Annotated in this window: 12 protein-coding genes; 6 read left to right on the top strand and 6 right to left on the bottom strand. The window is 45.7% G+C overall.

Annotated elements, in window-relative coordinates:
* Window position 1: 1 nt before the first annotated feature.
* The 6 genes from GZN30_RS00840 to GZN30_RS00815 all read left to right on the top strand — a co-directional run bounded on the left by GZN30_RS00840 (window position 2) and on the right by GZN30_RS00815 (window position 7,848).
* Window positions 2–877 carry an N-acetylglucosamine kinase gene (locus GZN30_RS00840; RefSeq protein ID WP_075649347.1) on the top strand — a complete coding sequence of 292 codons (876 nt, stop codon included), beginning with the start codon at window positions 2–4 and terminating at the stop codon, window positions 875–877.
* Window positions 878–889: 12 nt separating this feature from the next.
* Window positions 890–2,809, top strand: a complete 1,920-nt coding sequence (locus tag GZN30_RS00835; protein ID WP_075649348.1) for a beta-N-acetylhexosaminidase — start codon at window positions 890–892, stop codon at window positions 2,807–2,809.
* Between the two features lie 89 nt (window positions 2,810–2,898).
* Window positions 2,899–5,307 carry a GH36-type glycosyl hydrolase domain-containing protein gene (locus tag GZN30_RS00830; protein WP_075649349.1) on the top strand — a complete coding sequence of 803 codons (2,409 nt, stop codon included), beginning with the start codon at window positions 2,899–2,901 and terminating at the stop codon, window positions 5,305–5,307.
* A 51-nt stretch (window positions 5,308–5,358) separates the two neighbouring features.
* Window positions 5,359–6,771: a phosphoglucomutase/phosphomannomutase family protein gene (locus GZN30_RS00825; RefSeq protein ID WP_075649350.1), complete on the top strand. Its 1,413-nt coding sequence runs from the start codon at window positions 5,359–5,361 to the stop codon at window positions 6,769–6,771.
* Between the two features lie 144 nt (window positions 6,772–6,915).
* Complete coding sequence (locus tag GZN30_RS00820; protein WP_075649351.1) at window positions 6,916–7,479, top strand: DJ-1/PfpI family protein; 564 nt, start codon at window positions 6,916–6,918, stop codon at window positions 7,477–7,479.
* A gap of 93 nt (window positions 7,480–7,572) precedes the next feature.
* On the top strand, window positions 7,573–7,848 hold the full coding sequence (locus GZN30_RS00815; protein ID WP_075649352.1) for a ribbon-helix-helix domain-containing protein: 276 nt from the start codon (window positions 7,573–7,575) through the stop codon (window positions 7,846–7,848).
* A gap of 10 nt (window positions 7,849–7,858) precedes the next feature.
* On the opposite strand, the gene GZN30_RS00810 is transcribed toward GZN30_RS00815, so the two are convergent.
* The 6 genes from GZN30_RS00810 to GZN30_RS00785 all read right to left on the bottom strand — a co-directional run bounded on the left by GZN30_RS00810 (window position 7,859) and on the right by GZN30_RS00785 (window position 13,921).
* Window positions 7,859–8,890 (bottom strand): ABC transporter ATP-binding protein, encoded by a 1,032-nt coding sequence (locus tag GZN30_RS00810; protein WP_075649353.1) that lies wholly within the window; start codon window positions 8,888–8,890, stop codon window positions 7,859–7,861.
* Window positions 8,890–10,515 carry an ABC transporter permease gene (locus tag GZN30_RS00805; protein ID WP_075649354.1) on the bottom strand — a complete coding sequence of 542 codons (1,626 nt, stop codon included), beginning with the start codon at window positions 10,513–10,515 and terminating at the stop codon, window positions 8,890–8,892. Before GZN30_RS00805 ends, GZN30_RS00810 begins: the two co-directional genes overlap by 1 nt.
* A gap of 95 nt (window positions 10,516–10,610) precedes the next feature.
* Entirely contained in the window at window positions 10,611–11,624 is a 1,014-nt protein-coding gene (locus tag GZN30_RS00800; protein ID WP_075649355.1) for a Fe(3+) ABC transporter substrate-binding protein, read from the bottom strand.
* 147 nt (window positions 11,625–11,771) lie between these two features.
* A complete protein-coding gene (locus GZN30_RS00795) occupies window positions 11,772–13,001 on the bottom strand; it encodes an ammonium transporter (protein WP_075649356.1) in 1,230 nt (409 codons plus the stop codon).
* A gap of 23 nt (window positions 13,002–13,024) precedes the next feature.
* Window positions 13,025–13,363: a P-II family nitrogen regulator gene (locus GZN30_RS00790; protein WP_006713864.1), complete on the bottom strand. Its 339-nt coding sequence runs from the start codon at window positions 13,361–13,363 to the stop codon at window positions 13,025–13,027.
* Between the two features lie 186 nt (window positions 13,364–13,549).
* Window positions 13,550–13,921, bottom strand: a complete 372-nt coding sequence (locus GZN30_RS00785; protein WP_075649357.1) for a YacL family protein — start codon at window positions 13,919–13,921, stop codon at window positions 13,550–13,552.
* Between the last annotated feature and the right edge of the window lie 48 nt (window positions 13,922–13,969).

The following is a 13,969-nucleotide window of genomic DNA, read 5'->3' as shown; positions in this document are numbered from 1 at the left end:
AATGACTCTATACCACGTTGGTATTGACGGTGGCGGCACCTCTTGCCGTGCACGTATTCGCGATGAAAACAATCAACTGATTGGCGAAGCCAAAAGCGGCAGCGCCAATATTATGCTCGGTTCAGATATTGCCATGGCGGCGATTATTGAAGCTATCCATGCCGCAGCAAAACAAGCCCATCTTAGTGAACAAGATTTTCGCAACATGCATGTAGGGCTTGCGTTAGCGGGAGCCGAGCATAAAAACTCTTGGCTTGCCTTTATGGCTCAACCTCATCCATTTGCCTCATTGGTGCTAAATACTGACGCATACGGTGCATGTTTAGGTGCACACAACGGTGATGATGGTGCGATTATGATTGGCGGTACAGGCTCATGCGGTATTTTGCTAAAAGGTGGAGAACAGCACGTAGTCGGTGGTCGAGAGTTCCCAATTTCCGATCAAGGTGGTGGTGCGATCATGGGGCTGCGCTTAATTCAACAAGTGTTGTTGGCCTACGATGGCATTGTCGAAAAAACACCGCTTGCCGAACATGTGCTTAACCATTTTAACCATGATGTCGATGCGATTGTTGAATGGTCCAAAGGCGCGATACCAAAAGATTATGGTCAGTTCTCTCCTGCTATCTTCCAGCATGCCTACCAAGGCGATGCGCTGGCGATTTCAATGCTCAAGCAAACCGCACAAGACATTGAAATGTTTTTGATTGCTTTGAATAAAAAAGGCGCGACTCGTATTTGCCTAATGGGCAGTATCGCTGAGCGGATCAAAGAGTGGCTTTCTCCACCTGTACAGCAATGGATTGTCGCACCTCAGTTTGACGCAATCGAAGGCGCACTCATGATGGCTGGCAAAGCAGAGCATAATCTGTATTAAGGATTTGTATTTATGAGCTACCGAATTGATCTCACTGTATTGTCTGAGCAAAAACAGTTTTGCCGCTTTGGCGTAACCCTACACAATCTTTCCGATCAAGATCTTATCGATTGGAAATTGCAGTTTATTATCGACCGCTACATTCTGCCGGACAGTTTTACTTGTGGCACAATTAAGCAAGTCGGTAGTTTTTGTACCGTTACACCAGAGATCTCGATCCTTAAAGCAAACCAGCATTACTACTGCGAGTTCAGCATCAATACAGCGCCGCTGCGTTACTATACCGATGGTTTCAAAGACGCCTTAGTTGTTGAGCAAAATGGTCAACTGACGCACCCTGTTGTTGTCACGCCAATTGCTTTAGCTTCGCCATATCGTGAACGTTCAGAAGTGCCGCAGGTTGAGAGCAATCGGTTAGCTATTATCCCTAAGCCGAATCAATGTACCCAGCTAGAGGGGCATTACTTACTGTCACCAAATAGCCAAATCACTTTGCAATCCACGCGCGCAGAAAACGCAGCGCAATGGTTGCAACTTGAATTGGATGACCTGTACCAATTTAAGACCAATCCCATTGGTCATAGCGATATTCTCTTTCGCGACAACCCGACACTTGATGAGGGTGAATATAACCTGACTGTTAGTGCCAATGGTATTCGCTTGGAGTCGGGGTCCGCAGCAGGTTTTGTCCATGCCAGTGCAACCTTATTGCAATTGATTCAAGTGACCGAACAAGCCAATACGTTACAAGTGCCGTATGTACAAATTTCTGATACGCCACGCTTTCGTTATCGTGGCATGATGCTCGACTGCGCGCGTCATTTCCATCCAGTTGAGCGAGTAAAGCGTCTTATCAATCACTTGGCTCACTATAAGTTTAACCATTTCCATTGGCACCTGACGGATGACGAAGGTTGGCGAGTTGAAATAAAAGCCTACCCTCAATTGACTGAGATTGGGTCCAAGCGTGGTTCAGGTACACAGCTTGAACCACAATTTAGTACTTTGAACCAAGTATATCAGGGCTTTTACACTCAAGAAGAGATTCGAGATGTCGTCAGCTTTGCGGCTGAGCGAGGAATTACCGTTATTCCAGAGATCGATATTCCTGGTCATTGCCGTGCAGCGATTAAGTCATTGCCTCATCTGCTGATCGATGATGAAGATCGCTCTCAATACCGCAGTATCCAGCACTACAACGACAATGTTCTGTCGCCAGCTCTGGCTGGAACCTATGAGTTTCTCGATACGGTTCTCACGGAAGTCGCTGAACTTTTCCCTTCTCCATGGGTGCATATTGGGGCGGATGAAGTACCTGATGGCGTATGGGTAAACAGCCCAAGTTGCCAAGCACTAATGGAAGAAAACGGTTACCACAGCGCTAAAGAGTTGCAAGGTCACCTACTGCGTTTTGCGGAAAAACGCCTCAAAGCGCTAGGTAAACGAATGGTCGGTTGGGAAGAAGCCCAGCATGGCAACAAAGTGAGTAAAGACACCATTATCTATTCTTGGCTAAGCGAAGAAGCGGCACTCAACTGTGCTAGCCAAGGCTTTGACGTGATCTTACAACCGGCGCAATACACCTATCTCGATATGGCACAAGATTACTCACCAGATGAGCCCGGTGTCGATTGGGCAAGTACCATTCCATTAGAAATTGCCTATCGTTATGAGCCATTAAAAGAAGTACCGGATACCGATCCGATTCGCAAACGCATTCTTGGTATTCAATGCGCGCTGTGGTGTGAAATTGTGACTCACCAACAACGGATGGATTACATGATTTTCCCTCGCATCACTGCACTCGCAGAGGCGTGTTGGACGGATAAATCTCAGCGCGATTGGCACGATTATTTATCACGTTTAAAAGGACATTTAACGCTGCTCGATAGACAAGATGTTAAATACCGCCAACCGTGGCAAACCAAATAACCACTAATCAGTTCTCATTGACTGTTAGACGTTTTCACTAGCTTTAAATTTTAACCACCTAAGAGTGGCTTGGTAAAAAGGAAATTAAGATGAACTACGGCTATTTCGATAATGACAATCGTGAATATGTCATCACACGCCCAGATGTCCCAGCACCATGGACCAACTACCTTGGTACAGAAAAATTCTGTACGGTAATTTCGCACAATGCTGGCGGTTACTCTTTCTACAACTCTCCTGAGTACAACCGCGTAACCAAATTCCGCCCGAATGCGACATTTGATCGCCCAGGACATTATGTTTACCTACGTGATGACGAGACTGGTGATTACTGGTCAATTTCATGGCAACCTGTAGCAAAAAGCCTTGATGAAGCAAGCTACGAAGTTCGTCATGGTTTGTCATACTCGAAATTTAAATGTGACTACAATGGTATCGAAGCAACTAAAACGCTATTCGTACCAAAAGGTGAAGACGCTGAAGTTTGGGATGTGGTGATCAAAAACACCTCAGATAAGCCACGCACGATTAGCGCATTCTCATTCGTAGAATTCTCTTTCAGCCATATTCAATCTGACAATCAAAACCATCAGATGTCTCTCTACTCTGCTGGCACGGCTTACAAAGATGGCGTGATTGAGTACGATCTGTACTACAACACTAATGATTTCGAAGGTTTCTACTACCTAGCGTCAACGTTTGATCCAGATTCATACGACGGTCAACGTGACAGCTTCCTAGGTCTATACCGTGACGAAGCTAATCCACTTGCGGTTGAGCAAGGTAAGTGCTTCAACACCGCGCAAACCTGTTACAACCACTGCGGCTCGCTACACAAGCAATTCACCATCCAACCAGGTGAAGAAGTTCGCTTTGCTTACATCCTAGGTATCGGTAAAGGCAACGGTGAGCGTCTACGCGCTAAGTACCAAGATTTGGCTGAAGTCGATAACGCCTTCGCAGGCATCAAAGCTCACTGGGATGAACGTTGTGGCAAGTTCCAAGTGAAATCACCAAACCAAGGTCTAGACACTATGATCAACGCTTGGACACTATACCAAGCAGAAACATGTGTGGTGTGGTCTCGTTTTGCTTCATTCATCGAGGTAGGTGGTCGTACCGGTCTTGGTTACCGCGATACGGCGCAAGACGCGATCTCTGTCCCTCACGCGAACCCGAAAATGACTCGCAAGCGTATCGTTGACCTGCTACGCGGTCAGGTAAAAGCGGGTTACGGTCTACACCTATTTGATCCAGATTGGTTCGATCCAGAAAAAGCCGATGTTAAACCATCGAAATCTCCAACCGTTGTTCCAACACCTTCTGATGAAGACAAGATCCACGGTATTGAAGATACTTGTTCGGATGACCACCTATGGCTAGTACCAACTATCTGTAAATACGTGATGGAAACGGGCGAGCATAGCTTCTTTGACGAAGTGATCCCTTACGCTGATGGTGGTGATGCTAGCGTGTATGACCACATGAAAGCGGCACTCGACTTCTCAGCTGAATACGTAGGTCAAACTGGTATTTGTAAAGGTCTGCGCGCTGACTGGAATGACTGTCTAAACCTAGGTGGTGGTGAATCATCAATGGTGTCCTTCCTACACTTCTGGGCACTGCAAGAGTTCATTGATCTCGCAAAATACCTAGGTAAAGATGCAGACGTCGAAAAGTACACCATTATGGCAGCCAATGTTCGCGAAGCGTGTGAAACGCACCTTTGGGACGACGAAGGTGGCTGGTACATCCGTGGTCTAACCAAGAATGGCGACAAAATCGGTACAGCACAACAAGCAGAAGGCCGTGTACACCTTGAATCAAACACACTTGCGGTTCTATCTGGTGCGGTATCGCAAGAACGCGGTGAAAAAGCGATGGATGCGGTCGACGAGAACCTATTCTCTGAATACGGTCTGCACCTAAACTCGCCATCATTCGCCACACCAAACGATGACATCGGCTTCGTGACTCGTGTTTACCAAGGCGTAAAAGAGAATGGCGCAATCTTCTCACATCCAAACCCATGGGCATGGGTAGCTGAAGCGAAATTGGGTCGCGGTGATCGAGCGATGAAGTTCTACGATGCATTAAACCCATACAACCAAAACGACATGATCGAAAAACGTATTGCAGAACCATACTCGTACGTGCAGTTCATCATGGGTCGCGATCACCAAGATCATGGTCGTGCCAACCACCCATGGTTGACCGGTACATCTGGCTGGGCGTACTTCGCAGTCACTAACTTTATTCTAGGTGTGCGTACAGGCTTTGATGGTCTCACTATCGATCCATGTATCCCAACTAACTGGCCAGGTTTTGAAGTGACTCGCCAATGGTTGGGTGCCACTTACAACATCAAAGTTGTAAACCCAGACTCAGTAAGCAAAGGCGTTAAGTCGATTACAGTTAACGGTGAAGTGGTAAATGGGGCATCTGTACCAGTTCAAGCCGAAGGCTCTGTAAACGAAGTTATCGTAACTCTAGGTTAAACCCTATGGGCAGCTGGTTATTGGCTGCCCTCTTTTTCTAAGGAATATCCCATGATCCAATTTGGTACAGGTGGCTGGCGCGCCTTTATTGGTGAAGAGTTTACTAAGGATAACGTCTGTCTCGTAGCTCAAGCGGTTGCCAATATCATTAATAATGAGCAAGTAGCCGATCGTGGCTTTGTGATTGGTTATGACCGCCGTTTTCTTTCCGATAAAGCCGGACGCTGGTTTGCAGAAGTGTTAGCCGCAAACAATATTAAAGTAAGCTTTATCGACAAGTTCGTCCCAACACCGATTGTGATGTTTAAAGCCAAAGAGATGAACTGTGCCTACTCAGCGTGTATTACCGCTTCACACAACCCTGCTGATTACAACGGCATCAAGGTGTTTATCGAAGGTGGTCGTGATGCTGATGAGGTGATCACTCAGAAGATCGAAACGCAAATCGCGACATTGACGCAAACTGATGTCAAAAGCGTGGAATTTGAACAAGCGGTTGATGACAAGGTTATCGACATCATCAATCCAATGAACGAATTCGTTGATTCAATTATTAATTTTATCGACATCGAAGCGATCAAAAAAGCCAATCTACGCGTGTTGATCGACCCTATGTTTGGTGTGGCAAAGAATGCTCTACAAACCGTTCTAATCAATGGTCGCTGTGAAGTGGATGTGATTCACGATGGTAAAAACCCGGATTTTGGTGGTTTGATGCCATCACCAAGCGCGGCGACGCTATACCGTTTGATGCACCTTGTGGCGCACGAAGGTTACGATATTGGTATCGGTACCGATGGCGATGCTGACCGTCTTGGCATCATCGATGAAAAAGGCAACTTCATTCATCCGAACGAAGTATTGATCCTACTCTATTACTACTTGCTTGAGTACAAAGGCTGGAAAGGCTCTGTGGTACGTAACATTGCCACCACACACCTGCTCGACAAAATCGCCGCAGACCATGGTGAAAAGAGCTTTGAGGTTCCGGTAGGCTTTAAGCATATCAGCTCACAAATGGAAACCGACGATTCACTGATCGGTGGTGAAAGTTCGGGTGGTTTAACCATTCGTGGTCACATCAAAGGCAAGGATGGCGTATTCGCTTCAAGCCTATTGGTTGAAATGATCTCCGTGACCGGGAAAAAGCTTTCCGAACTACTGGATGAAATCTACAGCAAATACGGTTATGCCTATACTGCAGAAGGCGATTGCAAATTCAAAGCTGCGGCAAAACAATCTCTATACGACAAAATTTATGTAGAGAAACAGCTGCCTGAATTTGAGTTTGAAATTGAAAAAGTCAGCTACGAAGATGGCGCAAAAGTGTACTTTAAGAACGGCGGTTGGGTCATTGCGCGCTTCTCTGGTACTGAGCCACTACTAAGGATCTTTGCTGAGATGGCTGATAAACCAACTGCAGAAAGAGTCGTTCAGCAAGTGAAAAATTTTCTACAACTGTAATTTACCAAGCCTCTTAAGCCCCTATAGCGAGAGAGCCTTTGCCCAGCATTTTGCTGGGCTTTTTCTTTGTAGTAATCGGTTATTACCCACAAATGTAAAACAGTTGTTAAATTAACTTCTCCAATAACGATAGGAGAAGCTCTCATGGCAAAAGTACTAATCATCGCTGGCGATTTTGTTGAAGACTACGAACTGATGGTGCCATTCCAAGCGCTCTCAATGCTTGGGCATCAAGTTAGCGTTGTCTGTCCTGATAAGCAGAAAGGTGAACACATTAAAACCGCTATCCATGACTTTGAAGGTGATCAGACTTATACCGAGAAAGTCGGTCATAACTTTACCCTCAATGAAAGTTTTGAAACGGTGCATTCAACTCACTACGATGCCCTACTTATCCCTGGTGGTCGTGCCCCTGAATACTTAAGACTTAACGCTCAGGTGATTAGCTTAGTTCAAGCTTTCTATCATGATGCCAAGCCCATCGCGGCTATCTGTCACGGAGCTCAATTACTCACTGCCGCTAAAGTTATAGAGGGTGAAAATATTTCTGCTTATCCTGCCTGCGCACCTGAAGTGGTGCTAGCTGGTGCCAATTATGTTGATCTCGCCATGGATCAAGCCATCACATCCGGACAGTTTGTTACCGCGCCAGCTTGGCCGGCACATCCTGCGTGGTTGTCTCAATTTAATCAGCAACTTACTCAGTAACCTTATACTTTATGATAAGACTAAAGGCGTACTGCGTTTTCTATATAAACCAGTATTCTGATTAGTGTGAGTTAATCGGTATGGTAAAGCGAGATGTGTGAGATTTATTCTGGGACAGAAGTGGAATTGTTTGAGCTTAAAACCAAATCTGTGCGTATTGATGGAGTCGTCACCAGTGTACGACTGGAAGCGGTATTTTGGAAAGTGATTGATGATATCGCGACCGAAGCAAACATCAGCGTTGCCGAATTTCTTACCCGCATTTATCAAGAAGTGATCGAAAAACGAGGTGAAGTGGGTAACTTCACCTCGTTATTGCGTGTCGCCTGCACTACTTATCTCAATGGTGGGCAGCGTATTTCTCTGTAGAATAACTCGCTTAAAAGGCTAACACGCCTTGTGTTTCCACCTTAACTGACACCATTTGACCAATCTCTAGCGCTTCTGAAGAGCTAGCAAACAGTTTGTGCCCATTGGCACTAATGACATAGCGGCAATGGTCACCCATAAACTGCTGTTCTGTTACCTTAACGCCACTTTCTTCAGCGGCATTAATTTGTACATGCTGAGGTCTTAGCAATAATTCACATACGCCATCCAACTCAATTGGCTGCTGCGCGGTTGCTTCAATGACACCAAGCTCCGTATCAAACTCCGTTTCTGAAATACGTTTGGCACTTAAGTAACTGCCACCACCCAAGAAATCAGCAACAAACTTACTTGATGGCTGGTAATAGAGCTCACTCGCGGTCCCGTACTGTTCAATCACACCGTGATTCATTACTGCCATCTTATCGGCAAAGGCAAACGCCTCTTCACGGCTGTGCGTTACGAAGATTGCGGTCACGCCTTGTTGTTTGAAAATTTTACGAATTTCACCAATCAGCTCATGCCGAACCTGCGTGTCGATATTGGAAAACGGCTCATCTAACAGCAGTAAATCTGGCTTGTAAGCCAACGAACGAGCTATCGCAACACGCTGCTGCTGACCACCCGACAGTTGATGAGGATAGCGCTCACCATACTGCTCTAAATGGACTAACTCGAGCATCTCGGTTACTTTCGCTTTCTGCTCCGCAGCACTCAACTCTCGTAAGCCAAACGCCACGTTTTGCTCGACGGTCAAGTGAGGGAATAGCGCATAATCTTGAAAAATCATGCCGATATTACGCTGCTCTGGCGGCATCCAGTTTTCACCATCATCGATGGTCATGCCGTTAAGCGTCATTGAACCAGAACTAAGCGGTAATAAACCCGCGATCGCTTTTAGCAAAGTAGTTTTACCACAACCACTTGCCCCCAACAGACAAATGATCTCACCTTGCTCTACTTGCAAAGAAAGCTCTTTTAAAATGGTCGTCTGCTGATCATATTTGCAGGTCAGATTATTTATAGAAAGTGCACAGCTCATCAATGTACCTGCTCTAAAGAACGGTTGACCAACACCAAAGGCACCAATCCAACTAGGACCAGTAAAACAGCAGGCATTGCTGCAAGCTCAAGGTGCTCATCAGAAGCAAAGTTATAAACGTAAGTCGCCAGTGTCTCAAAGTTAAATGGACGCAGCAACAAAGAAGCGTTGAGCTCCTTCATAGACTCAATAAAGACCAATAGACCCGCGATCAGTGCACCACGACGGATCAGAGGTAGATGCACTCGGCGCAACATTTGATTGGAGTTGCACCCCATCGTACGTGACGCCATATCCAGCGATGGCGAAACTTTACTCAGACTACTTTCGATACTGCCAATCGCAACTGCAGAAAAGCGCACCACGAGAGCAAAAATAATCGCAAACATCGAGCCTGAGAAAATCAGCCCTGGACGTCCCCACTCCATTGCTTTGGCAATATCATTGACCAAATGATCCATAAACAGCACAGGCACCATCACACCAATCGCCAAAACGGTGCCTGGTACAGCATAACCAAGCGATGAAAAACGCATAAAGGCAACCGCGGTACGCTTAGCAGAGAGGCGTTGATAGAAATTCACCACCAAGGCAATCAATACCGCAATCACGGCGGCGCTTAATGACACATACAAGCTATTGATAGCGTATTGCTGGAACTCCGCTGTCCAACTCTGCGCGAAGTACTTATAGGCGTAGATAAGCAATTGCCCCAGCGGAAAGATAAAGGCAACCGAGACCAAACCCCAGCACCATACTAGTGCGAACCATTTTTTCCATCCCGTTAACTCATAACGAAAGTCTTCACGGCTACTAAACTGGTTTTGAAATAATTTCTGCTTACGGCGGCTATAGCGTTCGGTTGAGAGCAATAAGATCACAAAGACCAGCATGATGGCAGAGATTTTCGCTGCTGCAGTCAAACTCGAATAGCCAAGCCAAGTATCGTAAACCGCAGTAGTTAACGTATTGACGGCAAAGTAGCTCACAGTGCCAAAGTCTCCGATGGTTTCCATCGCCACCAATGACAAGCCGACTGCAATGGCAGGGCGCACTAACGGTAGAGAAATACGATAAAAACTTTCCCACGGGGAACACTTCAACAGGCGGGCAGATTGCAGCAAAGAGACGTTTTGCTCCATAAAGGCAGCGCGGCATAAAAGATATACGTAAGGGTACAGCACCAGCGCCAAAACAACGATCGCGCCGCCTAACGTTCGAATGTCAGGGAACCAGTAGTCACCCGCTTGCCACCCCATTAAATCACGTAAAGCAATCTGGATTGGACCGGCAAAGTCAAACCAATCGGTGAAGATATAACCGACAATATAAGCAGGCATGGCGAGCGGCAAGACCAGAGCCCATTGCAAAATACGCTCACTTGGCAAACGGCACATTGCCATCAGCCAAGCTGAAGGAATGCCAAAGACTAGAGACAGCAACATTACGCCCGCCGCAAGTGCCACCGTATTAAAGGTGTAAGTCGGCAGAACGGTTGACATTAAATGAGAAAACAGCTGATCGGTTTCACCGATAGCTGTAAAAAATATCGCAAAAATAGGCAAAACCAGTAGCAGGGCTAAAGACCCACTACTGGCTTTCCAAATAGAGTTTTTTTCTTTCATCGCCTAATCATTTCAGGCGGAAAGAGATGCAAAGTTATACTTCACATCTCATATTCCATTTTCAATTATTGAGTATTTTATACCCTTAACGATGATTAAAGGTCAAACTTCACTTCATCTAGTAGCTTGATTGCTGCTTCGTGTTGGTCAGCGATCTTGTCTAGAGAAATCTTGTCTGCTTTAAACTCACCCCATGAAGCAACTAGCTCTGATGGCTTCACGTCTGCTTTTACAGGGTATTCGTAGTTCACTTCAGCGTACATGCTTTGCGCTGTATCACCTGCAAGGAACTCCATCAGTTTCACTGCGTTTTCTTTGTTTGGCGAGTACTTAGCCATAGCCATACCAGAGATATTTACGTGCGTACCTGTCGTATTCTGGTTAGGGAAGTTAATGTAAACCGCATCAGCCCAAGCTTTTTGCTCTTTGTCGTTTACCATCTTACCTAGGTAGTAGCTGTTACCTAGAGAAACGTCACATAGGCCTTCTTTAATCGCTTTCACTTGCGCGCGGTCGTTACCTTGAGGTTTACGTGCTAGGTTGGCTTTTACGCCTTCTAGCCACTCTTTAGTTGCCGCTTCACCGTTTTCTGCAATCATCGCTGATACTAAAGAAACGTTGTAAGGGTGCTTACCGCTGCGAGTACAAATTTTACCTTTGAACTCAGGTTTAGCTAGATCTGCGTAAGTGAAATCATCGCCTAGTTTACCAACACGGTCGCGCGATGAGTAAACACTACGAGTTCGAGTTGTTAGTGCAAACCACTCGTTATCCGTATCTTGGTATTGTGCTGGGATATTCTTTTCTAGAATGTCGCTGTTAACTGATTGAACCAAGCCTTTCTCAGTCAGGTCAGAAAGACGGCTGATGTCTACAGTCAGAATTACGTCTGCTGGGCTGTATTCACCTTCTTGAGCAAGCTTTTCAGCCAAGCCTTTTTTAGCAAACTTTACGTTTACTTTAATGCCGGTTTCTTTAGTGAACTCGTTGAACATAGGCTCAACTAAGAAAGGTTGACGGTAAGAGTATACGTTCACCTCTTCAGCAGCCATTGCTGTTGGGGCTAGAGTTGCACAAGCTAGTGCAGAAAGAGTTAACAGCTTTTTCATTATCGAAATCCTTTGCTTATTTGTAATGATAATGTTTATCAGTTGCGTTATTATATTCATGTTTGTTTGGATTTCAATTGCTAAAAGCAAAAAACCTACTAAGGCGTTAACCAAAGCAGGCTTTTTAGATTATGTTTTTGTAACCTTTTATTTCACGGAAACAAACTCTGGGTAAGCACCAACACCACAGTCATGCATATCCATACCTTCCAGTTCTTCTTCCTCAGATACACGAATACCGATGGTTGCTTTTAGTACGCCCCACACCACTAGGCTTGCACCAAATACCCAAGCAAAGATAACCGCAGCACCAAGAAGTTGAGCACCAAAGGTTGCATCGCCATTACTCAGTGGCACGACCATTAGACCAAAGAAACCACACACACCGTGAACCGAGATAGCACCAACCGGATCATCGATTTTCAACTTATCTAGCGCAACGATACTAAACACCACTAGCGCACCAGATACAGCCCCAATCGACAATGCGTAGACAGGTGAAGGAGAGAGAGGGTCTGCGGTAATCGCAACCAGACCTGCCAATGCACCGTTTAGGATCATAGTAAGGTCAGCCTTACCCCAAGTAGTTTTACAAACCAATAGCGCAGCAATGGCACCAGCTGCTGCGGCTGCGTTAGTGTTCAAGAAGATTTGACCGACGGCAGTCGCGTTCTCAAAATCAGAAACCATCAACTGAGAGCCGCCGTTAAAGCCGAACCAACCAAACCACAAAATAAAGGTACCTAGTGTTGCAAGCGGCATGTTTGAACCAGGAATTGGGTAGATTTCACCGTTCTTACCGTATTTGCCTTTACGCGCACCAAGTAGCAAAACACCTGCTAGAGCAGCGGCTGCCCCCGCCATGTGGACTATGCCTGAACCGGCAAAGTCACTAAAGCCTGCTTCTGATAAGAAACCGCCACCCCATGTCCAGTAACCTTCCATTGGATAAATAAATGCGGTTAGTACTGCTGAGAAGATAAGGAATGACCAAAGTTTCATGCGCTCAGCGACCGCACCAGAAACCACGGACATCGCCGTTGCAACAAACACAACTTGGAAGAAGAAATCAGATTCCAGTGAGTGATCAGCGCCTTCGCCTTGCGTGCCAATCAGTGCACCAAATGAAGGTAACCAACCCCCTTCGCCATTATCAACATACATGATGTTGTAGCCGACAATCAGGTACATGGTACAAGCAATCGCATACAAACAGACGTTCTTAGTGAGGATTTCAGTGGTATTTTTGGAGCGAACCAATCCTGCCTCTAGCATGGCAAAACCTGCTGCCATCCACATAACAAGCGCGCCAGAAATGAGAAAGAAAAAGGTGTCGAGGGCGTAACGTAGTTCGCTTACAGTTAATGATAATTCCATGAGTATTCTCCAATCCTTGAGTCTTACAGAGCTTCTGTATCCATTTCGCCAGTACGAATTCGTACCGCCTGACTGAGGTCATAAACAAAAATTTTACCGTCACCGATTTTGCCGGTATGCGCCGCTTTAGTGACCGCTTCAATCACTCGATCGACGTTCTCTGCTTGAGTGGCGATCTCGAGTTTTACTTTGGGCAGAAAATCCACTTGATACTCTGCACCACGGTATAGTTCGGTATGACCTTTTTGGCGACCAAAGCCTTTTACTTCTGATACCGTCATACCTTCGATACCCACATCAGCCAGTGCTTCACGTACATCGTCCAGTTTGAACGGTTTAATAATCGCGTTGATTAATTTCATTGCATCCTCTCTCAAATCGGTTGTCCTTTTTCTTCAACAATCCAAGTGGCGTGCCAACTAATTAAATCACTGATTAATAACAAATTGTTTATTTAGATTTATTTCAAGCACAAAAAAGGCGCACCATCCTGGTGCGCCTTTTCACAAATATAAAGCATTCTCTGAGTGTTTTATCAAAGCAGAGTACTAACGCGTAGTGAGGAAACTTTTCCAACGCTCAATCATGATTGAAAAATCCTCAATGCCACAACTGGCAGTACTTTCACAATCATAAAAATCAAACTCACTATCCGCATCCATCTCTTCGCCGTGCGCCAATACATTTTCTTGCACTAACACTTCATCGTCTTGAATAGAAACACTGATTTCAGTGCCTTCGAAGAAGTGCTCAGTTTGAGGGTTAGTCAAAGCTTGCTCGATAAGTTGCTCAACACGTTCGATTTTCTGCCAATCTTTACCGATTTCGTCTTGTAGCCAGCGTCCTACAATCTCGTGCCCCATACTGCACTTAACGTAGTATTCGCCCATTAGCGTATTGCGAATAAATTCAAATTCCATCGTCACAGTCCAGTAAAATGAAAACGCGAGAGTATAGCCACAACCTAA

The sequence above is a fragment of the Vibrio ponticus genome (genome assembly GCF_009938225.1).
In the GTDB taxonomy this organism is placed as follows: Bacteria; Pseudomonadota; Gammaproteobacteria; order Enterobacterales; family Vibrionaceae; genus Vibrio; species Vibrio ponticus.
This window is presented reverse-complemented; position numbering and strand designations above follow the sequence as displayed.

What these genes read in the sequence shown, in the direction of transcription:
- GZN30_RS00840 (WP_075649347.1), top strand. Translation starts at nt 2, where the DNA reads ATGACTCTATACCACGTTGGTATTGACGGTGGCGGCACCTCTTGCCGT.
- GZN30_RS00835 (WP_075649348.1), top strand. Translation starts at nt 890, where the DNA reads ATGAGCTACCGAATTGATCTCACTGTATTGTCTGAGCAAAAACAGTTT.
- GZN30_RS00830 (WP_075649349.1), top strand. Translation starts at nt 2,899, where the DNA reads ATGAACTACGGCTATTTCGATAATGACAATCGTGAATATGTCATCACA.
- GZN30_RS00825 (WP_075649350.1), top strand. Translation starts at nt 5,359, where the DNA reads ATGATCCAATTTGGTACAGGTGGCTGGCGCGCCTTTATTGGTGAAGAG.
- GZN30_RS00820 (WP_075649351.1), top strand. Translation starts at nt 6,916, where the DNA reads ATGGCAAAAGTACTAATCATCGCTGGCGATTTTGTTGAAGACTACGAA.
- GZN30_RS00815 (WP_075649352.1), top strand. Translation starts at nt 7,573, where the DNA reads ATGTGTGAGATTTATTCTGGGACAGAAGTGGAATTGTTTGAGCTTAAA.
- GZN30_RS00810 (WP_075649353.1), bottom strand. Translation starts at nt 8,890, where the DNA reads ATGAGCTGTGCACTTTCTATAAATAATCTGACCTGCAAATATGATCAG.
- GZN30_RS00805 (WP_075649354.1), bottom strand. Translation starts at nt 10,515, where the DNA reads ATGAAAGAAAAAAACTCTATTTGGAAAGCCAGTAGTGGGTCTTTAGCC.
- GZN30_RS00800 (WP_075649355.1), bottom strand. Translation starts at nt 11,624, where the DNA reads ATGAAAAAGCTGTTAACTCTTTCTGCACTAGCTTGTGCAACTCTAGCC.
- GZN30_RS00795 (WP_075649356.1), bottom strand. Translation starts at nt 13,001, where the DNA reads ATGGAATTATCATTAACTGTAAGCGAACTACGTTACGCCCTCGACACC.
- GZN30_RS00790 (WP_006713864.1), bottom strand. Translation starts at nt 13,363, where the DNA reads ATGAAATTAATCAACGCGATTATTAAACCGTTCAAACTGGACGATGTA.
- GZN30_RS00785 (WP_075649357.1), bottom strand. Translation starts at nt 13,921, where the DNA reads ATGGAATTTGAATTTATTCGCAATACGCTAATGGGCGAATACTACGTT.